This window comes from Kribbella flavida DSM 17836, from assembly GCF_000024345.1.
Lineage (GTDB): Bacteria > Actinomycetota > Actinomycetes > Propionibacteriales > Kribbellaceae > Kribbella > Kribbella flavida.
Genome location: NC_013729.1, coordinates 7,252,099 through 7,271,917, shown reverse-complemented (window position 1 = coordinate 7,271,917; position 19,819 = coordinate 7,252,099). Strand labels below are relative to the sequence as shown.

General features: G+C 71.7%; 19 protein-coding genes. 13 read left to right on the top strand and 6 right to left on the bottom strand.

Annotated elements, in window-relative coordinates:
- The 5 genes from KFLA_RS33750 to KFLA_RS33730 all read left to right on the top strand — a co-directional run bounded on the left by KFLA_RS33750 (position 1) and on the right by KFLA_RS33730 (position 7,149).
- Positions 1-2,556, top strand: a complete 2,556-nt coding sequence (locus KFLA_RS33750; protein WP_272941271.1) for a sensor histidine kinase — start codon at positions 1-3, stop codon at positions 2,554-2,556.
- A gap of 49 nt (positions 2,557-2,605) precedes the next feature.
- Positions 2,606-3,283: a response regulator gene (locus KFLA_RS33745; protein WP_012924333.1), complete on the top strand. Its 678-nt coding sequence runs from the start codon at positions 2,606-2,608 to the stop codon at positions 3,281-3,283.
- 338 nt (positions 3,284-3,621) lie between these two features.
- Positions 3,622-4,473, top strand: a complete 852-nt coding sequence (locus KFLA_RS33740; RefSeq protein ID WP_012924332.1) for a hypothetical protein — start codon at positions 3,622-3,624, stop codon at positions 4,471-4,473.
- A 27-nt stretch (positions 4,474-4,500) separates the two neighbouring features.
- Positions 4,501-5,757: an SGNH/GDSL hydrolase family protein gene (locus KFLA_RS33735; protein WP_012924331.1), complete on the top strand. Its 1,257-nt coding sequence runs from the start codon at positions 4,501-4,503 to the stop codon at positions 5,755-5,757.
- A gap of 141 nt (positions 5,758-5,898) precedes the next feature.
- Positions 5,899-7,149: an SGNH/GDSL hydrolase family protein gene (locus KFLA_RS33730; RefSeq protein WP_012924330.1), complete on the top strand. Its 1,251-nt coding sequence runs from the start codon at positions 5,899-5,901 to the stop codon at positions 7,147-7,149.
- A gap of 130 nt (positions 7,150-7,279) precedes the next feature.
- Here KFLA_RS33730 and KFLA_RS33725 read toward each other — a convergent pair whose 3' ends face one another.
- The 3 genes from KFLA_RS33725 to KFLA_RS33715 form a co-directional block, all read right to left on the bottom strand.
- Positions 7,280-8,701, bottom strand: coding sequence for an aromatic amino acid ammonia-lyase (locus KFLA_RS33725; protein ID WP_237706659.1), 1,422 nt, complete (start codon positions 8,699-8,701; stop codon positions 7,280-7,282).
- A gap of 208 nt (positions 8,702-8,909) precedes the next feature.
- Positions 8,910-9,155: a type B 50S ribosomal protein L31 gene (locus tag KFLA_RS33720; protein WP_012924328.1), complete on the bottom strand. Its 246-nt coding sequence runs from the start codon at positions 9,153-9,155 to the stop codon at positions 8,910-8,912.
- Positions 9,152-10,276, bottom strand: a complete 1,125-nt coding sequence (locus KFLA_RS33715) for a CobW family GTP-binding protein (protein ID WP_012924327.1) — start codon at positions 10,274-10,276, stop codon at positions 9,152-9,154. Before KFLA_RS33715 ends, KFLA_RS33720 begins: the two co-directional genes overlap by 4 nt.
- 153 nt (positions 10,277-10,429) lie before the next feature.
- Between KFLA_RS33715 and rpmG the strand changes: the two genes are divergently transcribed.
- Together rpmG and rpsN are read left to right on the top strand one after the other, a co-directional pair.
- Positions 10,430-10,597: a 50S ribosomal protein L33 gene (rpmG, locus tag KFLA_RS33710; RefSeq protein WP_012924326.1), complete on the top strand. Its 168-nt coding sequence runs from the start codon at positions 10,430-10,432 to the stop codon at positions 10,595-10,597.
- A 4-nt stretch (positions 10,598-10,601) separates the two neighbouring features.
- Positions 10,602-10,907, top strand: a complete 306-nt coding sequence (gene rpsN, locus KFLA_RS33705; protein ID WP_012924325.1) for a 30S ribosomal protein S14 — start codon at positions 10,602-10,604, stop codon at positions 10,905-10,907.
- 91 nt (positions 10,908-10,998) lie between these two features.
- On the opposite strand, the gene KFLA_RS33700 is transcribed toward rpsN, so the two are convergent.
- Genes KFLA_RS33700 through KFLA_RS33690 form a run of 3 tightly spaced genes read right to left on the bottom strand, consistent with a single transcriptional unit; the run spans position 10,999 to position 12,869 of the window.
- Positions 10,999-11,757, bottom strand: coding sequence for an IclR family transcriptional regulator (locus tag KFLA_RS33700; RefSeq protein WP_012924324.1), 759 nt, complete (start codon positions 11,755-11,757; stop codon positions 10,999-11,001).
- A gap of 24 nt (positions 11,758-11,781) precedes the next feature.
- Positions 11,782-11,976, bottom strand: a complete 195-nt coding sequence (locus KFLA_RS33695; RefSeq protein WP_012924323.1) for a hypothetical protein — start codon at positions 11,974-11,976, stop codon at positions 11,782-11,784.
- The gene (locus KFLA_RS33690; RefSeq protein ID WP_012924322.1) at positions 11,973-12,869 is read right to left on the bottom strand and encodes a GNAT family N-acetyltransferase; all 897 of its coding nucleotides are present in this window, start codon (positions 12,867-12,869) and stop codon (positions 11,973-11,975) included. Before KFLA_RS33690 ends, KFLA_RS33695 begins: the two co-directional genes overlap by 4 nt.
- Before the next feature lie 107 nt (positions 12,870-12,976).
- On the opposite strand from KFLA_RS33690, the gene hutH reads away from it, so the two are divergent.
- From hutH to KFLA_RS33660, 6 genes are all read left to right on the top strand, one after another.
- A complete protein-coding gene (gene hutH / locus KFLA_RS33685) occupies positions 12,977-14,521 on the top strand; it encodes a histidine ammonia-lyase (protein ID WP_012924321.1) in 1,545 nt (514 codons plus the stop codon).
- A gap of 28 nt (positions 14,522-14,549) precedes the next feature.
- Positions 14,550-16,205, top strand: a complete 1,656-nt coding sequence (gene hutU / locus KFLA_RS33680) for a urocanate hydratase (protein ID WP_012924320.1) — start codon at positions 14,550-14,552, stop codon at positions 16,203-16,205.
- Positions 16,206-16,380: 175 nt separating this feature from the next.
- Positions 16,381-17,379: an ABC transporter ATP-binding protein gene (locus KFLA_RS33675; protein WP_012924319.1), complete on the top strand. Its 999-nt coding sequence runs from the start codon at positions 16,381-16,383 to the stop codon at positions 17,377-17,379.
- 118 nt (positions 17,380-17,497) lie between these two features.
- Positions 17,498-18,148, top strand: coding sequence for an ABC transporter permease (locus tag KFLA_RS33670; RefSeq protein ID WP_012924318.1), 651 nt, complete (start codon positions 17,498-17,500; stop codon positions 18,146-18,148).
- Between the two features lies 1 nt (position 18,149).
- Complete coding sequence (locus KFLA_RS33665) at positions 18,150-18,863, top strand: ABC transporter permease (RefSeq protein WP_012924317.1); 714 nt, start codon at positions 18,150-18,152, stop codon at positions 18,861-18,863.
- A 22-nt stretch (positions 18,864-18,885) separates the two neighbouring features.
- The gene (locus tag KFLA_RS33660) at positions 18,886-19,818 is read left to right on the top strand and encodes an ABC transporter substrate-binding protein (RefSeq protein ID WP_012924316.1); all 933 of its coding nucleotides are present in this window, start codon (positions 18,886-18,888) and stop codon (positions 19,816-19,818) included.
- The last annotated feature ends 1 nt before the right edge of the window (position 19,819 follow it).

Genomic DNA, 19,819 nt, shown 5'->3' with positions numbered 1-19,819 from the left:
ATGGCAGGACGCGGGCGGCTGAGGATCTACCTCGGCGCCGCGCCCGGCGTCGGCAAGACCTACAAGATGCTGGGCGAGGCGCAACGGCGGCGGGAGCGCGGCACCGACGTGGTGGTCGGCTTCGTCGAGACGCACGGCCGCGAGCACACCGCCGCGATGCTCGACGGGCTCGAGGTGGTGCCGCGGCGCCTCGTCGACCACCGCGGCGCCTCGTTCACCGAGCTGGACCTGGACGCGCTGCTGGCCCGGCGTCCGCAGGTGGCGCTGGTCGACGAGCTGGCCCACACCAACGTGCCGGGCAGCCGGAACGCCAAGCGCTGGCAGGACGTCGACGAACTGCTCGGGGCCGGCATCGACGTGATCTCGACGGTGAACATCCAGCACCTGGAGTCGATCAACGACGTGGTCGAGAAGATCACCGGGGTGCCGCAGCGTGAGACCGTGCCGGACCGGGTGGTCCGGGCGGCGCACCAGATCGAGCTGGTCGACATGGCCCCGGAGGCGCTGCGCCGGCGGATGGCGCACGGCAACGTGTACGCCGCGGACAAGGTGGATGCTGCCCTCGGCAACTACTTCCGGATCGGCAACCTGTCGGCCCTGCGCGAGCTGGCGCTGCTCTGGCTGGCCGACCGGGTCGACGCCGGGCTGCAGCAGTACCGCGAGCAGCACCAGATCGACACCACCTGGGAGGCCCGCGAGCGGGTCGTGGTGGCGCTGACCGGCGGGCCCGAAGGCGAGACTCTGATCCGGCGGGCGGCCCGGATCGCCGCCCGCTCGGCCGGGGGTGACCTGCTCGCCGTGCACGTCACCCGGTCGGACGGGCTGACCGGTGCCGACCCCGGCAGGCTTGCCCAGCAGCGGCAGCTGGTCGAGAGCCTCGGCGGCAGCTACCACCAGGTGGTCGGCGACGACGTTCCGGCTGCTCTGCTCACGTTCGCCCGGGCGGAGAACGCGACCCAGCTGGTGCTCGGCGGCAGCCGGCGGACCTTTCTGTCCACGCTGCTCACCGGACCTGGCATCGGCGCGACCACCATCCGTGAGTCCGGCGACATCGACGTGCACATCGTCACCCACGCCGAGATGGGCCGCGGCCGGCTGCCCCAGGCGCAGGGCAGTCTGTCCCGGCGACGGCTGGCGTACGGCTTCGCGCTGGCCGTCCTGCTGCCGCCGGTGCTGGCGCTCGCGCTCGGCCTCGGCGGTGACACGCTCAACCTGACCAGCAACGTGCTGGCCTTCCTGTTCGCGGTCGTGGTGGTCGCGCTGGTCGGTGGCCTGTGGCCCGCGCTGCTGACGGCGGTCGCCGGGACCGTGGTGCTGAACTTCTTCTTCACCCCGCCGACCCGGGCCTTCACCATCGCCGAGCCCAACAACGCGCTGGCCCTGGGCATTTTCGTCGCGGTCGCCGCGCTGGTGTCCTCGGTGGTCGACCGGGCCGCCCGCCGGACCCGGCAGGCCGCTCGGGCCGCCGCGGAGGCGGAGACGCTCGCGACGCTGGCCGGCACGGTCCTCCGCGGCGAGACGGCGTTGCAGGCGCTGCTGGAGCGGGTCCGCGAGGCGTTCGGCATGACCTCGGCCTGCCTGATGGAACGCGTCGACAGCGACGAGCTGACCGAGACCTGGCGCCCCCTCGCCTCCGCCGGTACGCCGACCTGCCGGCGTCCCGAGGAAGGGGACGCCGAGATCCCGGGCCGCGACGGCCTGGTGCTGGTCCTGCAGGGCCGGTCCCTGGCCGCCGACGAGCGCCGCCTGGTCGGCGCCTTCGCCGCGCACGCCGCCGCGCTGGTCGACCGGGTCCGGCTCAGCGAGGCGGCAGCGGAGGCCAAACCCCTGGCCGAGGCGGACAAGCTCCGGACGGCGTTGCTGCGCGCAGTAGGCCACGATCTGCGGTCCCCGCTGGCCTCGGCCAAGGCTTCGGTGACGAGTCTGCGCAGCTCCGACGTCGACTGGAGTCCGGCCGAGCGCGACGAACTGCTGGCGACCGCCGACGAGTCGCTCGACCGGCTGAGCCGACTGGTCGACAACCTGCTCGACCTCAGTCGCCTGCAGGCCGGCGTACTGCCCGTGTTCACCCGGCCGACCGCGCTGGACGAGATCCTGCCCGGCGTACTGGCGGAGCTGGGACCGGCAGAGGTGACGATCGACCTGCCGGGCACGCTGCCGCTGGTCGACGCCGATCCCGCGTTGCTGGAGCGCGTGGTCGCGAACCTGCTGACCAACGCGATCCGGTACTCGCCGCCCGGGCGCGAACCGCTGCTCACCGGCAGCGTGCTCGGCGACGTGGTGGAGATCCGGGTGGTCGACCGCGGGCCGGGTCTTCCCGCCGAGGACCGGGACCGGGTGTTCGCCCCGTTCCAGCGGCTGGGCGACACCGACAACACCACCGGGGTGGGGCTCGGTCTCGCCCTGGCTCGCGGACTGGCGGAGGCGATGGGTGGCTCGCTGCGGCCGGAGGACACGCCCGGCGGTGGCCTGACCATGGTGGTCTCGATGCCCTCGGCAACAATGGCCGAGGACGCGCCGGTGCCGGGCCGGCTGGAGCGGGGAGGGACTCGATGAGGGCATCGCTGCCGTGCCTCGGGCGCGTCGGGTCCTGGGGCTCGGCCCCGTGACCCGGGTGCTGGTGGTGGACGACGAGCCGCAGATCGTCCGGGCTCTGCAGATCAACCTGAAGGCGCGACGGTACGAGGTGCACGTCGCCGGGACGGGCACGGCGGCGCTCCAGGTGGCTGCCCAGCATCCGCCCGACCTGGTGATTCTCGACCTCGGGCTGCCGGACCTCGACGGGATCGAGGTGATCCGCGGCCTGCGCGGCTGGACCGAGGCGCCGATCCTGGTGCTGTCCGGGCGGACCGACAGCACCGACAAGGTGGAGGCGCTGGACGCCGGCGCCGACGACTACGTCACCAAGCCCTTCGGGATCGACGAGCTGCTCGCCCGGATGCGCGCCGCGCTCCGGCGCAGTTCCGGCGGCACCGAGCAGCCCGTGGTCACCGTCGGCGAGGCGAAGGTCGACCTGGCCGCCAAGCGGGTGACGCTGGGCAACGGCGAGGACGTCCGGCTGACGCCGACGGAGTGGCACCTGCTCGAGGTCCTGGTCCGGCACCCCGGCAAGCTGATGTCGCAACGCCAGCTGCTGCTCGAGGTCTGGGGCCCCGGCTACGAGACCGCCGGCGGCAATCTGCGCTTCTACATGGCCCAGCTCCGCCGCAAGCTCGAGCCCGACCCGGCCCGCCCCCAGCACCTCCGCACCGAGCCCGGCATGGGCTACCGCTTCGAACCCTGACCCCACCCGATCCACCCCAGCCCCCGGCGCCCAGCCCCTGCCCCGACCCCCTGCCCTCGACCCCGACCCCCAGGCCCCAGGCGCCCCCTGGCGCCCAACCCCCTGCCCCCAACCCCCAGCCCCCTGCCCCCGACCCAGCCCCTCCGCCCCCATCTCGGGGGATAACCGTGCAAGTTGTGGGTTCTGCCCTCGTAGAACCGCGGGACAACCCAGCAATTGCTGGGTTATCCCTCGAAATGGGGGAGGCGGGAGACGGCGGGTGGGGAGGCGGGGGTGGGGTGGGGTGGGGTGTCTGATTCGTTCAAGACGGGTGGGGTGGGGGCTGGCAGAGTGGGGGGATGGGCATCTTCGAGGGTGGTCGGGAGTTCGTACGGCGGGACGCCAGGGTGGTGGAGCGGCGGGTGTTCGCCGCGGTGTTCGAGGGCGCTGATCCCGCCGGGGTGGTGGACGCGCTGCGCGGGTACCGGAACGCCGACGGCGGGTTCGGGCACGGGCTGGAGCCGGACAAGCGGTGCCCGGACAGTACGGCGCTCGACGTGGAGACCGCGTTCGACATCCTGCTCGCGGCCGGCGCACGCGACGAGCAGCTGATCGGCGGGGCCTGCGACTGGTTGCAGTCGATCGCGACGCCGGAAGGCGCGGTTTCGCTGGCGAGTCCGGCCATCGAAGGATACCCGCGGGCCGAGCACATGTCCGAATGGACCTACGTGCCCGGACTCAACCCCACGGCGGGACTGGTCGGGCGGTTGCACGAGCTCGGGTTCGAGCACCCGTGGCGTGACCAGGCGGCCGAGTGGTGCAAGGCCGAGCTGACCAAGGGGCTTCCCACCGAAGGGCACGCGCTGCTGGAGACGCTGCACTTCCTGGAGCATCAGCCGGACGTCGACCTGGACCAGATCCGCGACTGGCTGCCGAAGGTTTCCTTTTACCGCGCCGACGCCGCCGACCCGTCGTACGGGGTGACGCCGCTGCACTTCGCGCCGGCTCCGGACAGCGTGTGGCGGCAGCTCTTCAGCGACGCGCAGATCGAAGCCCACCTCGACCGTCTGGTCGCCGACCAGCAGTCCGACGGCGGTTGGGCGATCACCTGGGAGCCGCCGAGCGCAGCGGCCACCCTGGAGTACCGCGGCATCGTCACTGTCGACGCGCTGCGCACGTTGCAGGCCTACGGGCGTCTGCCACTCGACTGACCGAGTCGCCCCGCCGGCTGTGGAACAATGTGGCTGGTGAGGTTGCGGATCCGGGTGCTCGGCGAGAGCTGGTTGCAGTCGCTGATCGCGGCCATTGCCGTTGTCGCCTCGTCGCTGCCGGGCAGTACGGCGCCCGAAGCGCCCGCGCGCATCGCGCCCTCTGACGGATGGGTCAGCAGCTGGGGTGTCGCGGTGACCCAGGCAGGGTCCGCCGGAGTCTCCGCGACCGGGGTGCGCAACACGACGATCCGGCAGGTCGCGCACCTGTCGCTCGGCGGCAGCGCGGTGCGCCTCCGGCTGTCGAACAGGTTCGGCCACCGGCCGTTGGTGGTCGGGGCCAGTTCGGTCGCGCCGCGCAAGGATGGTGCCGGTACGCCGAACCTCGAACTGCTCCGGATCGTGCCGGTGACGTACGCCGGCCGCGCGTCGGTGACGATCCCGGTCGGCGCCGAGGTGGTGTCCGATCCGGTCGACCTGCCGATCGGCGACGACAGCGACGTGGTGATCAGCACGTACTTCCCGGGCCCGACGGGTCCGTTGACGCAGCACCCGGCCGGTTACGCGACCGCCTTCGCCGCGCCCGGCAACCAGACCGGCGCGGGCGGGGCGCCGTACCGCAGGATTCCCGGGATGGCGCGATTCGTGGTCGGCGGTGTCGACGTGCGGACGCGGGCCGAGGGCACGCTGGTCGTGTTCGGCGACTCGATCACCGACGGCGCGTCCTCGCCGGTCGACCGGAACCTGCGCTATCCCGATCAGCTCGCCGACCGGCTCACCGAGCACCGGTACGCCGTGGTCAACGCGGGCATCAGCGGCAACCGGCTGCTCGCCAACGGCGGCGTCACCGGCGAGGCCGCGCTCACCCGGTTCGAGCGGGACGTGGTGCGGCGGACCGGGGTGCGGGCGGTGCTGGTGCTCGAAGGCATCAACGACATCCGGGCCGGCCGCGGGGCGATCTCCGGCGCACAGCTGATCAACGCGCACCGCCAACTGATCGCCCGGGCGCACGCCGCCGGGTTGAAGGCGTACGGCGCGACGCTCACGCCGTACTGGGCGGCGCAGTACTACACCGTCGGTGGGGAGGTTGCCCGGCAGGCGCTGAACCAGTGGATCCGGACCTCCGGGGAGTACGACGGCGTCGTCGACTTCGAGCAGGCGGTGCGGGATCCCCTGCAGCCGTTGCGGATCCGGCCCGGTTACGACAGCGGCGACCACCTGCACCCGAACGCCAAGGGCTTCGGCGCGATGGCCCGCTCGGCCGATCTGGACCTGCTGACCAGCTGACCGGCAGTCTCAGCAGCTGAACGAGCGAGGACCGGTCGTCGCAGCGGTCCGACCGTTCATCGACGTCGAGTTGCGAGCCTCGGACGGCCTGCGTGGAATCGATTCACCAACTCCGTCTCCGCCCTCACGAGAGGTGGTTCCATGCGCCCGTTCCGCAAACTCGCCGTCACCGCGGCCGCTGTGCTCGCGCTCCCGCTCGCTCCTGCCGCCGCCCCGGCCGTCGCCAACCCAGGAGATCCGGCCGCGCTCGGCCGCGCCGACTGGGTCGGCAGCTGGGCCGTCGCCGTCACCCCGCCCGGTACGTCGGGTCTGTCCGCCACCGGGGTCACCGACACCACCCTGCGCCAGGTCGCGCACCTGTCCGTCGGTGGCTCCGAGCTCCGGCTGCGCCTCTCGAACGTCTACGGCACCAAGCCCTTGGTCGTCGGCAAGGTCACGGTGACGCCGCGGACCGACGACCTGGCCGGCACGCCGACGGTCGATCCCGCCGAGCTGGTCCCGGTCGCCTTCGACGGGCGCGTGTCGGTGACGATTCCGGTCGGTACCGAGTGGGTGTCCGACCCGGTCCGGCTGACCGTGCCCGACGACACGGACCTGGTGATCAGCACGTACCTCCCGGGCCCGACGGGTCCGTTGACGCAGCACCCGGCCGGCTATGCGACCAGCTTCTCCGCGACCGGCGACCAGACGAGCGGCGCCGGATCGCAGTACACGAGGCTGCCCGGGGCCGCCCGCTACGTGATCGAAGGCGTCGACGTGCTGAGCCGGGTCCGCGGCTCGGTGGTGCTGTTCGGCGACTCGATCACCGACGGCGTGGTGTCGCCCGTCGACCAGAACCTGCGCTACCCAGACCAGCTCGCCGACCGGCTGCTGGCTCAGCCCTCCTGGCGGGAGCTGGGCGTGCTCAACGCGGGCATCAGCGGCAACCGGCTGCTCGCCAACGCCGGTACCGCGGGTGACTCGGCGCTGGCCCGCTTCGACCGCGACGTGCTCGGGCAGACCGGGGTTCGCACGGTCGTCCTGCTGGAGGGCATCAACGACATCGGCAACAGCCGTGGGGCAACCGATCCGGCCGACCTGATCGCGGTGCACCGGCAGTTCATCCAGCGTGCCCACGAGGCGGGACTGAAGGTCATCGGCGCCACGCTCACGCCGTACGAGGGTGCGGGGTACTACTCGGTCGAGGGAGAGGCCGACCGGCAGGCACTGAACCACTGGATCCGGACGTCGGGCGAGTACGACGGTGTCGTCGATTTCGACCGGGCGGTGCGCGACCCGCAGCACCCGGGCCGGATGCTGCCGGCGTACGACGTCGGCGACCATCTGCACCCGAACTCCGCGGGCTTCAAGGCGATGGCCGCGGCCTTCGACCTGGCCGAGCTGAGCCGCTGACCTCTTCGATCCTGCTCGAAACGGCCGGGACCTGGTTTCGAGGGCGGTCGTCGACCGATTCACGCTTTGGGCATCGGCCAGTCACCGCAGCACGCTGGGGACGGCTGGCCCGTGCTCGAAGTCGGGGGTTTCAGCCGGACTCGGCCGGGTGCTCGACCTGGCGGTCGCCCCACTGGGTCATCAGGCCGCGGGCAATTTCGAGGTCGTCGCGCAGCGAACGGTCGGTGAGCACCGGGGGCAGCGCGACCAGCGCGTCGGCGAGCCATGGGCCGACGGCAGCCGGGGCCAGGTCACCGGGCGTGATGCCGGCCAGCCGGATGGCCCGCACGGCGGTGACGAGCTCGCAGGCGAGGACCTCGCGGAGGGCGTCGAGCAACTGCGTGGTGAGGACCGCGGCCTGCGGGGCGAAGCTGGCGTGGTGCTCGGCGCCGCGGGACAGGGTGGCAGTGCCCAGGGTCGCCGGCTGCGCGGTGGAGCGGACCGAGGCGAGCGCGTCGTGCGCGACGTACTCGATCATCATCACGCCGGAGCTGGCCTCGGCGCCGCTCGCCAGGAACCGGCTCAGGCCGGTGAAGTCGGGATCGACCAGGTTCGCCACCCGGGAGGTCGACAGGGTCGCGACGCTGTGCAGGCTGAGCCGGAGCGAGTCGAGCGCGAGCGCGATCGGCATCGCGTGCCAGTTGCCGTTGTGCAGCACCGTGTCGCCGGCGACCAGCGGGTTCTCGGCCGAGGCGTTGATGTCGATCTTCAGCGCGTTGCCGAGCGCGTCCACGTGGTCGATCGCCGGACCGAGCACCTGGGCGAACGCTCGCAGGCCGAACGGGTCCTGCACGCGGGCGGGCGGCAGCGGCAGGTCCGCCAGCAGCCCGCGCATCCGGCGCGCGACCCGGACCTGACCGGGTTGCGGCCGGGCCTCGTGCACCCGGACGTCGTACACCTCGGCGTTGCCGTGCAGGGCGACGTGGGACAGCGCGCCGACCAGGGGAACGACGTTGATCAGAGTGGCCGCCTCGACGAAGGCCAGGCAGCACTCGGCGAGCGTGATCGCGTTGCTGGACAGCAGCGGTAGCGCGCTCGTCCCGTCGACGACGTCGCCGAGGGCCAGACCCAGCTCCGCGAGCGGGCCGAGGTCGCCGGTGCCGATCGCGCCGCCGCGGTGCAGTCCGGGCAGCTGGTCGTCGTTGAGCAGGGCAACGATTGCGTCCGCGACCTCCGGCGCCAGACCCGAGCCGCCGGCCGCGAGCTGGTTGACCCGGATGAGCAGGCCGAGCCGGATCACGTCCGGCGGGTACGGCGTGGTGCCGGTGGTCGAGTGCGACGCGAGCAGCCGGGCGCCGTGCTCGGGATCGCCGGTGAGCATGTCGCGGTTGGCACCGACACCGGTGGTCCGGCCGTAGACCGGCCGGTGCTTGGCGATCTCGGTGACCGCCGCGGCCGAGTCCGCCATCCGTTTCCGGGCGACGTCGCCCAGCCGGACCGGCGTACGGCGCTGGCCCAGGGCCACCACGGTCAACGGGGTCAGCCCGCTCCCGGACAACTCGATCGGCTCCACAGCCACAGTGTGGGACCAAGGCGGCGGTCCGGCGTAGCAGGTCATCGCGGTTCTCGTCTCGGATCCGAGACGCACACCGAGCGACGTCCCGCGCCTCAGCAGCCGCCTTGCCCGGGACGCCGAAGGCCCGCCGGTCGGGGGTGACCAGCGGGCCTCGGGGTGGCAACGGTGCCGGGCGAGCGGCGGCCGTGCCCGGTCTGCGGCGGCGTTACTTCTTGCCGTAGCGCTGCTTGAACTTCTCGACCCGGCCCTGCGTGTCCATGACGCGCTGCTGGCCCGTGTAGAACGGGTGGCTGGCCGAGGAGATCTCCACGTCGACGACCGGGTAGGTGTTGCCGTCCTGCCAGACGACCGTCTCGCTGCTCTCCCGGGTGGACCCGGTCAGGAAGCTGAAGTTGCCCGACTTGTCGCGGAAGACGACCCGACGGTACTCCGGGTGGATGTCCTTCTTCATGCTGCGGTACTTCCTTCCAGATAAGGGGCGAACGGGTCGGTCAGGCGGCTGGCCTCTTCGTCCGCACGAAGAGCACAACCATCCAGACGGCGCCGTAATTCCCAGACGTCCAGGCCGATCCCGGTGATCGACAGGTAGCTGCCCCGGTCGCCGTGCTCGGGATGCCACTCGAACAACGACCGGGCCTGGTGGCTGCTGCTGACCTCGGACCAGCGCTCGGCCGGCAGGTCGGCGAGCCAGCGGCCGAGCACGCCGATCGTGATGTTGGTGCCGAAGCTGTCCCAGCCGAGCCGCGCGTGCGGCTGGGTCGCGAGCCAGACGGTGCCCTTGCCGCGGGCGGTGTTCTCGACCAGGTCCTCCAGGGCGTCGTACAACCGCTCCGGGTGGAACGGCCGGTCCGACGACCACACCAACGTCCGCACCGGCCCGGTTTCTTCCATCAACGGCGCGCTCACCGCGCCGGGCTCGACCCTGGCCTCGGCCGCGTCCGGATCATGCAGCCGTACGCCGGCCAGCTCGGACGCCCGGGCCACCATCCGCGCCTGCGGGTTGATCGCCCGGGCCAGCGCCCCCGCTGTGTCCGACTGGCTTGCCGAGACGGACTGTCCCGAGGCGACGAGGATCGCGTCGGCGTACTCCAGCTGGCGCACGACCGCCTCGGCGAGGGCGCGGCCGTCCTCGGCGGCGGTCGGGATGCCGCGGTCGCGCAGCAGGTCCTCGCCGGTGACGTCGACGACGAAGCTGCCGGGATCGACCACCGCGAGGACCACGCTGACCTGCAGTTCCTCCGCCGCGTCCCGGGCGACCTCCTCCGCCAGGGCCTGCGAGTCGCCCGCGCCGGGCACGTTCACCACCGCGGCCTGGTACTGCTCGACGGCCGCGATGCCGCGCAGCAGCTCGACCAGGGAGCCCCGCATCGCGCAGGAGACGCACGGGTGGCCCATCCGGATCACCTCACGGTCGATCAGGCCCGCCGTGGTCCGCGCGGTCCGGACCACCGAGCCGCCGGCGAGCTCGCTGACGTCGTACTCGACCAGCACGGTGCCCGGGACGAGCAGGTCGGCGGCGGCCGCCCCGCGGGTGGTGTCCCCGACCCCTGTGACCAAGGTGACCGGCAGCATGCGTACCCTCTTCCTCGTCGGCCTTATTGAAAACGATAACCAAATCAACATACCCTGACCGCACCGGAATACGCAGCCGGGCCGCCGGCGTTCACGGTACCGAGTTCACCAGGGCGCTCGTGCCCAGCACAGACGTCCAGAAAGGTTGGTCCGATGGCCAAGCGCAACGACATCCGCCCGATCGTCAAGCTGCGGAGCACCGGTGGGACCGGGTTCACCTACGTGACGCGGAAGAACCGCCGCAACGACCCCGACCGGCTGCTGATGCGCAAGTACGACCCGGTACTGCGCCAGCACGTCGACTTCCGCGAAGAGCGGTAGGCCGGTGGCGAAGACCAGCAAGATCGCCAAGAACGAGCAGCGCAAGCGCACCGTCGCCCGGTACGCCGGGCGGCGGGCGGAGCTGAAGCGGATCATCGCCGATCCGGCCGGCTCGTTCGAGGCGCGCGGCGACGCGCAGCTCCAGCTGCAGAAGCTGCCGCGGGACGCGAGCCCGATCCGGGTCCGCAACCGCGACGCCGCCGACGGCCGGCCGCGCGGGTACCTGCGCAAGGCCGGCATCTCCAGAGTTCGGTTCCGCACGATGGCCCACCGTGGGGAACTGCCGGGGATCACCAAATCGTCTTGGTGATCGCACGACGACGGCCCGGCCGGGATCAGGTGGTCCCGGCCGGGCCGCTGTGTTCTCCCGACGCTCGAAGAGCGCCCGTACCTCCTGAGCGTCAGCCGCGGAGCCGGCGGGTGAGGGCGTCGGCGGCCTGGCGGACCCGGCGGGCCAGGAGGAAGCGTTCGCCGGGGGCGATCGCGTCGCTGCGGAAGGAGACGCTGATCGCGGCGACGGGGTGGCCGGCGTGGTCGAGCGCGGCGCTGGCGACCGAGGTGACACCGGCGGTGACGTGCGACTCCTCGATCGCGAAACCCTGCTGCCGTTCGTCCGCCAGCAGCCGGCGCAGCTGGCTCAGCGTCTGCGGACCCTGGTCGGTACGCCGTACGAAGGTCTCCGGCGACGGGAACAACGCCCGCACCTGGGCCGGCGGAAGCGCAGCGAGCAGTGCGCGGCCGGACGCCGTCAGCGTGGCCGGCAGCCGCACCCCGACATCCGTCACCAGGGTCACCGGCCGTGGCGGCTGTTCCTTCAGCAGGTAGACCAGCTCACGTCCGTGCAGTACGCCGAGATGCGCCGTCTGCCCGACCTCGGCGACGAGCTGCGCGAGCAACGGCCGAGCCAGCCGCTCCAGCGGGTCGTGCCGCAGGTAGGCCGAGCCGATCTCGAACGCGGCCACGCCGAGGCCGTACCGCTTCTCCTCCGGCAGGTGCACGACGAAGCCCTCGTCGATCATTGCTCGCAGCAAGTGGTAGGTCGACGAGCGTGGCAGGCCGACCGCGGAGGCAATGCGCTCCATCGGTACCGGTCCGGGCTGGGTGGCCAGGAACGTCAGTACCCGCAGCGTGCGGGTCGAGGCGGGAACGTTGCCGCTCACAACTTCGAGAGTAGCGGTCCCGTCTCAGATTCCGGACGATTGACCGCTCCGGGCGCGGCTGCGCCGGATCCGGCCACGGGCCAGCTCGCCGAGCAGGGCGAACGCGAACAGGCCGCCGCCCAGCCGCCAGTCGAAGGTGCGGTCGTCGCCGGACAGCAGGAACCCGACCGCCGCGGACAGCGCCGCGAACATCGTCAGCGACAGCACCAGCCTGGTCATCGCAGCACCTTCCCGGCCGTCCAGGCCGAGCCCGCCGGCCGGTAGCCGAGCCAGCGGTTCACCGCGAGCATCGGCCGGTTGTCCGCGTCGTTCCCGGTGAAGGCCGTCTCCAGCCCGGCCGCGTGGGCCCGGCGCAGCGCGTGCGACTTGACCACCTTCGCCAGCCCGCGCCCCCGGTACGCCGCAACGGTGCCGGTCAGGTTCGACCAGATCACCCGGCGGTCCGGGTCGGCCGTGGTCGTGACGAACGACGCCACCCGGTCGCCGTCGAGCACCGCGACGCTGAGGTCCCGGCGCAGGTCGGGGTAGTTCCAGTCCGTCTCCAGCCAGTCCTCGTACGGCGGGGCGTGCGACAGGCCGCTCGGATCTCCCGCGACGACAGCCGCCGTCGCGTCCCACACCTGCCGCGGGTCGAGTTCGTCGTACGTCGTCAGGCGCAGCCCGGCGGGCGGGTCGACCGGGTCGGGGCTGTCCGCGAGCCGCGCCCGGGACTGGCTCATCGGCCGGTCGATGACGAAGCCACGCCGTTCGGCGAACCGACGGGCAGCGGCGGCGTCGTCCACGACGGTCAGCAGCGACGCCGCGCCGAACTCGGTGCCGATCCGCTCGACCTCGGCGGCCAGGGTCCGGCCGATTCCCCGGCCGCGATGCTGCGGCGCGACGTGCGCGGCGATCCGCACGCGGGGCGCGTCCTCGGCCGGGTCGGGACGGAAAACGTTGCCGAATCCGACGATCGTGTCCGCCTCGGCAGCCACCAGCACGAGCCGTCCCGTGCCCGGCGACAGTTCTGCCTCGACCCCTCGAGCCGTCTTCACCAGCCAGGGCAGCGACGCCGCGTACACCGCGGCGATGCCCGCCCCGTCTCCCGGGGCCGCCGGGCGTACTTCGACCATGCCCGCACCCTAAACCGCACGAGGGTCGCCGGAACTGTCTCGGATCCGAGACGTGCAGTCGGGTGGCGGTGCTGTTGGTCCGGCCCTGCACGCGGTGCAATGAACGGGTGGAAACAGCTGAAGTAGTGGTGGGCACCGGGCCGCTGGCTGCCGGCGACATGGTCGCGGTGGCGCGGTACGGCGCGAAGGTACGGATCGACGACCACGCGCTCGAGCAGATCGCCAAGGCGCGGACCGTGATCGAGGGCCTGGCGCACGCCGAGATCCCGCACTACGGGGTCTCGACCGGGTTCGGTGCGCTCGCCACCCGGCACATCGCCCCGGAACTGCGCGCCCAGCTGCAGCGCAGCCTGGTCCGGTCGCACGCGGCCGGCTCCGGTCCCGAGGTCGAGCCCGAGGTCGTTCGCGCGCTGACGCTGCTGCGCCTGTCCACGCTCGCGACCGGCCGCACCGGGGTGAAGGTGGACACCGCCCAGGCGTACGCCGGGCTGCTGAACGCCGGGCTCACCCCGGTCGTGCACGAGTACGGCAGCCTCGGGTGTTCCGGCGACCTGGCGCCGCTGGCGCACGTCGCTCTGGCAGTGATGGGCGAGGGCAAGGTCCGCGAGGCCGACGGGACCCTGCGTGACGCCGCCGAGGCGCTCGCGGCCCACGGGCTGGCGCCGGTCGTGCTCGCCGAGAAGGAAGGCCTCGCCCTGATCAACGGGACCGACGGCATGCTCGGCATGCTGGTCCTCGCGCTCGCCGACCTGGACCGGCTGCTGAAGACCGCCGACATCGCCGCCGCGATGAGCGTCGAGGGTCAGCTCGGCACCGACCGCGTGTTCGCCGCGGACCTGCAGGCCCTGCGCCCGCACCCGGGCCAGGCCGCGGCCGCCGCCAACCTGCGCGCCGTGCTGGCGGACAGCGCGATCGTGGCCAGCCATCGCGGTCCGGAGTGCAACCGGGTCCAGGACGCGTACTCGCTGCGCTGCTCGCCGCAGGTCCACGGCGCCGCCCGCGACACCGTCGCCCACGCGGCCACCGTCGCCGGCCGCGAGCTCGCCGCTGCGATCGACAATCCGGTGGTGCTGCCCGACGGGCGGGTCGAGTCGAACGGCAACTTCCACGGCGCCCCGGTCGGCTACGTGCTCGACTTCCTCGCCATCGCGATCGCCGACGTGGCGAGCATCAGCGAACGCCGGACCGACCGCTTCCTCGACGTCGCCCGCAACCACGGCCTGAACGCGTTCCTCGCCGACGACCCGGGCGTCGACAGCGGCCACATGATCGCGCAGTACACCCAGGCGGCGATCGTGTCCGAGCTGAAGCGGCTGGCGGTGCCGGCCAGTGTCGACTCGATCCCGAGCAGCGCGATGCAGGAGGACCACGTCTCGATGGGCTGGTCCGCGGCCCGCAAGCTGCGCAAGGCGGTGGACGGCCTGCAGCGCGTCCTCGCCGTCGAGATCCTCACCGCAGCCCGCGCCCTGGACCTGCGGGCACCGCTGCAGCCGGCGCCCGCCACCGCCGCCGTACGGCGTGAGCTGCGGGCGCACGTCGAAGGGCCGGGCACCGACCGGCACCTGGCGCCCGAGATCGAGTACTCCGTCCAGCTAGTTGCTGATCGCACCTATTTGTCCGCTGTCGAGGCCGTCACCGGCCCACTGTCCTGACACCACCGACCGAAAGGCTGGATCACCCATGTCCGGACCCCGTCCCGTGCGCGCATCCCGCGGTACCACCCTCACCGCCCAGGGCTGGCAGCAGGAGGCCGCGCTGCGGATGCTGCAGAACAACCTCGACCCGGAGGTCGCCGAGCACCCCGACGAACTGGTCGTCTACGGCGGCTCGGGCAAGGCCGCCCGGGACTGGAACTCCTTCGACGCGATGGTGCGCACGCTCACCACGCTGAAGGACGACGAGACCATGCTGGTCCAGTCGGGCCGCCCGGTCGGCGTGATGCGTACGCACGAGTGGGCACCGCGGGTGCTGATCGCGAACTCCAACCTGGTCGGCGACTGGGCCAACTGGGAGGAGTTCCGCCGGCTGGAGGCGCTCGGGCTGACCATGTACGGGCAGATGACGGCCGGCTCGTGGATCTACATCGGCACCCAGGGCATCCTGCAGGGCACCTACGAGACGTTCGCGGCGGTCGCGGCGAAGAAGTTCGGCGGCACGCTGGCCGGCACCATCACGCTCACCGCCGGACTCGGCGGCATGGGCGGCGCGCAGCCGCTCGCGGTGACGATGAACGACGGCGTGGCGATCTGCGTCGACGTCGACGAGTCCCGGATCCAGCGCCGGATCGAGCACCGCTACCTCGACGTCCGCGCCGACTCGGTGGACGACGCGCTGCGGCTGGCCGAGCAGGCCAAGGCGGCCCGCCGGCCGCTGTCGATCGGGGTGCTCGGCAACGCCGCGCTGATCGTGCCGGACCTGCTGGAGCGCGGCGCGCCGATCGACGTCGTCACCGACCAGACCTCGGCGCACGACCCGCTGATGTACCTGCCGGTCGGGGTGGACTTCGAGGACTGGGGCGCCGCGCGGCACAAGGACCCGGCCGGGTTCACCGAGCGGGCGCAGGCCTCGATGGCCCAGCACGTCGCGGCGATGGTCGGCTTCGCCGATGCCGGGGCCGAGGTGTTCGACTACGGCAACTCGATCCGGGACGAGGCCCGCAAGGCCGGGTTCGGCCGTGCGTTCGACTTCCCGGGCTTCGTCCCGGCGTACATCCGGCCGCTGTTCTGCGAGGGCAAGGGCCCGTTCCGGTGGGCCGCGCTGTCCGGCAACCCGGCCGACATCGCGAAGACCGACCAGGCGATCCTCGACCTCTTCCCGGACAACGAGCACCTCACCCGGTGGATCAAGATGGCCGGCGAACGGGTCGCGTTCCAGGGACTGCCGGCCCGGATCTGCTGGCTCGGCCAGGGCGAGCGGGACAAGGCCGGTCTGCGGTTCAACGACATGGTCGCCGCCGGGGAGCTGGAGGCGCCGATCGTGATCGGGCGCGACCACCTCGACACCGGCAGCGTCGCCTCGCCGTACCGGGAGACCGAGGCGATGCTGGACGGCTCGGACGCGATCGCGGACTGGCCGCTGCTGAACGCGCTGGTGAACACCGCCAGCGGCGCCTCCTGGGTGTCGATCCACCACGGCGGCGGCGTCGGCATGGGCCGGTCGATCCACGCCGGTCAGGTGTCGGTTGCCGATGGCACCGACCTGGCCCGGCAGAAGCTCGAGCGGGTACTGAGCAACGACCCGGCGATGGGCGTGATCCGGCACGTGGACGCCGGGTACGACCGGGCGGCCGAGGTGGCCGCCGAGCGCGGGGTCAGGGTTCCGATGCAGGAGTCCTGACGGCCGCGGGCCGGGGACAGCGGGGGCGGGAGGGTGACGACGGAGCGCGACGGCGAGAATGCCTACCGCTAAGGTGCACTTTCCCGAGGTGTGAGAAAGGTGCTGATCACGTGGCGTCCGGCCGTCGTTCCCCTAGGATCGATCGGGCGATCGCCGACGAGCGCGAAGGGGCGCCATGATCGAGTTCGAAGACGTCACCAAGCGGTACCCCGACGGCACGGTCGCCGTCGACAGCCTGTCACTGCGGATCCCGAGCAACCAGATCACCGTGTTCGTCGGGCCCTCGGGCTGCGGCAAGACGACCTCGTTGCGGATGATCAACCGCACCATCGAGCGCACCAGCGGCACGATCTCGATCGACGGCGAGGACATCAACGCCGGCGATCCGGTCAGCCTGCGGCGCGGCATCGGTTACGTGATCCAGCACGCCGGGCTGTTCCCGCACAAGACCGTGGTGGACAACGTCGCCACGGTGCCCAAGCTGCTCGGCTGGGACAAGCGCAAGACCCGGTCGACCGCGATGGAGCTGCTGGAGCGGGTCGGTCTCGACCCGAAGCTGGCCGAGCGCTACCCGGCCCAGCTGTCGGGTGGCCAGCAGCAACGAGTCGGCGTCGCCCGGGCGCTGGCCGCCGACCCGAAGATCATGCTGATGGACGAGCCGTTCAGCGCCGTCGACCCGATCGTGCGGCACCAGCTCCAGGAGGAGCTGCTGCGGCTGCAGCGCGACATCGGCAAGACCATCGTGTTCGTCACCCACGACATCGACGAGGCGATCAAGCTCGGTGACAACGTCGCCGTCCTGCGCGTCGGCGGCAAGCTGGCCCAGTTCGCGCCGCCGGCCGAGCTGCTGGCCCAGCCGGCCGACGACTTCGTGGAGAGCTTCATCGGCCAGGACCGCGGCTACCGGGCGCTCACCTTCGTCACCGCCGAGGAGCTGCCGCTCGGCCCGGTGCCGGCCGAGCTCGCGGTCGGCGACGACGGCCGGCCCGCTGGCTGGCACAAGGACGGCGAGACCCTGCCGCTGGGCGCGGTCTTCCAGCGCGGCGACTCCCTGCGCGCCGCGATGGACGCCGTACTGACCTCCCCGGTCGGACAGGGCGTCTGCGTCGACGAGGCAGGCAAGCCGGTAGGCGTGATCGACTACACCGGTCTCTCCGGGGTGCTTCGGCCATGACTGTGCTTTCGGCCGGGCCTCCGGCGCCGGCGTGGTCATGGGGCTGGAACTCCCGCCCTTCCCTCGTCGCTCCGGTCGCTTCGCTCCCTCCGCTCCTCAGTCCAGGCCGGGAGGCCCCATGACCTGGATCGGTGACAACAGCGTTCTGATCTGGGAGCAGTTGCGAGAGCATCTGTTCCTGGCGTTGCTGCCGATGGTGCTCGGGCTGCTGATCTCCGTTCCGCTCGGGTACGTGGCCACGCGGTTCAGCTGGCTGGCCAACCCGTTGGTCGCGCTCGGTGGCGTGCTGTACTCGCTGCCGTCGATCGCGCTGTTCATCGTGCTGCCGGCGCTGATCGGCACCAAGGTGCTGTCGGCGGCCAACATCGTCATCGCGCTCACCATCTACGCGGTCTCGCTGCTGATCCGCAACGTGATCGACGGGTTGCGCTCGGTTCCCGAGGACGTGCTGCAGGCCGCGGTGTCGGTGGGCTATGGAACCCTGCGAAGGGTGATCACGATCGACCTGCCCATCGCCGTCCCGGTGATCTTCGCCGGGCTGCGCGTCGTCACGGTCGCGAACATCTCGATGGTCAGCGTCGGCGCCATCATCGGCATCGGCGGTCTCGGCGAGCTGTTCACGCTCGGCTTCCAGCAGGACTTCCTCACCCCGATCCTGGTCGGCGTCGTGCTCTCGCTCGCGCTGGCCCTGCTCGCGGACGTCGCGCTGGTCGGGCTGCAGCGGATCCTGACCCCGTGGGCCCGGGTCAACACGCCGAAGGAGGCCTGACGTGCTGCAGGGATTCCTCGACTTCATCTCCGACTCCGCCAACTGGGCCGGCGCCGAGGGCATCGGCAACCGGATCCTCCAGCACCTGGGCTACACGTTCCTCTCGCTGGCGATCGCCGCGCTGATCGCGCTGCCGATCGGCCTGCTGATCGGGCACACCCGGCGCGGCGCGTTCCTGGCCATCAACACCGGCAACGCCGCCCGCGCGCTGCCGACGCTCGGCCTGCTCACGCTGATCGTGCTGCTGATCGGCATCGGCCGGGTGCCGGTCATCATCGCGCTGGTGGTGCTCGGCATCCCGCCGATCATGGCCTCGACGTACGCCGGGGTCTCCGGCGTGGACCGGTCCACCATCGACGCGGCCCGCGGGATGGGCATGACCGGCCGGGAGATCCTGACCAAGGTGGAGATCCCGATCGCGCTGCCGCTGATCATCTCCGGCCTGCGCAGCGCCACCCTGCAGATCGTGTCGACCGCGACGGTCGCGGCGTACGTCGCGCTCGGCGGGCTCGGCCGGTACGTGATCGACGGACTCAGCCTGCGGGACTTCCCGCAGATGCTGACCGGCGCGGTGCTGGTCGCCGTGCTGGCGATCCTGCTCGACCTGGTCTTCGCCGCGATCGCGCGGTACGCCGTCTCGGCCGGACTGACCGGACGGGTGCGGCGTAACACCGACACCAAGACTTCCACTGCTCCGGCACCGGCCGGGGTGTAGTAGACGGACCCTGGAGGATCCCGTGTTCAGAAGAACCTTCATCCGCAGCGCCATCGCCGCGACCGCCGTGCTCGCGCTCGCCGCCTGTGGAGGCGGGGAGGACCCGCTGAGCAGCGGCGACGGTGCCGGCGGCGGCTCGGCGCCCGACAAGGTCGACTCGCTCACCGTCGGCTCCGCCAACTTCGCCGAGAGCCAGGTGCTGGCCGAGATCTACGCCCAGGCGCTGGAGGCCAAGGGCATCAAGGTCAACCGCAAGCTGAACATCGGCGCCCGTGAGCTCTACATGGCCGCGATCCAGGACAAGTCGGTCGACCTGCTGCCGGAGTACACCGGGGCCACCCTGGTCTACTTCAAGAAGGACGCCACCGAGAACGAGGCCGAAGCGGTCTACAAGGCGCTGCCGGACGCGCTGCCGGACGGCCTCGAGGTGCTGAACAAGTCCGAGGCGGCCGACGAGGACGCGATCGTGGTGACCCAGGAGACGGCGAAGAAGTACTCGCTGAAGTCGATCGGCGACCTGAAGGCGGTCAGCAAGGACATGGTCGCGGGCGGTGGTCCCGAGTTCAAGACGCGGACCGCGGGTCTGGCCGGCATGAAGGACAAGTACGGCGTCGAGTTCAAGGAGTTCAAGACACTGGACGCCGGGGGTCCGCTGAGCCTGAAGGCGCTGAAGGACAACACCATCCAGGTGACCCAGTTCTTCACCACCCAGTCGGCGATCAAGGACAACAACCTGGTCGTGCTGGAGGACCCGGAGCACATCCACCTGCCGAACAACATCGTTCCGCTGATCCGGACCGACCACAAGAGCCCCGAGGTCGCCGACACGCTGAACGCGGTGCAGGCCAAGCTCACCACCTCCGCGCTGACCGACCTGGTCAAGCGGGCCGAGGGCGGCAGCGAGAGCGCGGCGGCGGTGGCCAAGGACTGGCTGTCGCAGAACCCGCTGACCTGAT

Bases quoted from the DNA above. Each gene is read 5' to 3' on its own strand.
- hutU (WP_012924320.1), top strand. From the start codon at position 14,550: ATGTCCGGACCCCGTCCCGTGCGCGCATCCCGCGGTACCACCCTCACC.
- KFLA_RS33675 (WP_012924319.1), top strand. From the start codon at position 16,381: ATGATCGAGTTCGAAGACGTCACCAAGCGGTACCCCGACGGCACGGTC.
- KFLA_RS33730 (WP_012924330.1), top strand. From the start codon at position 5,899: ATGCGCCCGTTCCGCAAACTCGCCGTCACCGCGGCCGCTGTGCTCGCG.
- rpmG (WP_012924326.1), top strand. From the start codon at position 10,430: ATGGCCAAGCGCAACGACATCCGCCCGATCGTCAAGCTGCGGAGCACC.
- KFLA_RS33720 (WP_012924328.1), bottom strand. From the start codon at position 9,155: ATGAAGAAGGACATCCACCCGGAGTACCGTCGGGTCGTCTTCCGCGAC.
- KFLA_RS33715 (WP_012924327.1), bottom strand. From the start codon at position 10,276: ATGCTGCCGGTCACCTTGGTCACAGGGGTCGGGGACACCACCCGCGGG.
- KFLA_RS33670 (WP_012924318.1), top strand. From the start codon at position 17,498: ATGACCTGGATCGGTGACAACAGCGTTCTGATCTGGGAGCAGTTGCGA.
- KFLA_RS33695 (WP_012924323.1), bottom strand. From the start codon at position 11,976: ATGACCAGGCTGGTGCTGTCGCTGACGATGTTCGCGGCGCTGTCCGCG.
- KFLA_RS33735 (WP_012924331.1), top strand. From the start codon at position 4,501: ATGTGGCTGGTGAGGTTGCGGATCCGGGTGCTCGGCGAGAGCTGGTTG.
- KFLA_RS33690 (WP_012924322.1), bottom strand. From the start codon at position 12,869: ATGGTCGAAGTACGCCCGGCGGCCCCGGGAGACGGGGCGGGCATCGCC.
- KFLA_RS33750 (WP_272941271.1), top strand. From the start codon at position 1: ATGGCAGGACGCGGGCGGCTGAGGATCTACCTCGGCGCCGCGCCCGGC.
- KFLA_RS33740 (WP_012924332.1), top strand. From the start codon at position 3,622: ATGGGCATCTTCGAGGGTGGTCGGGAGTTCGTACGGCGGGACGCCAGG.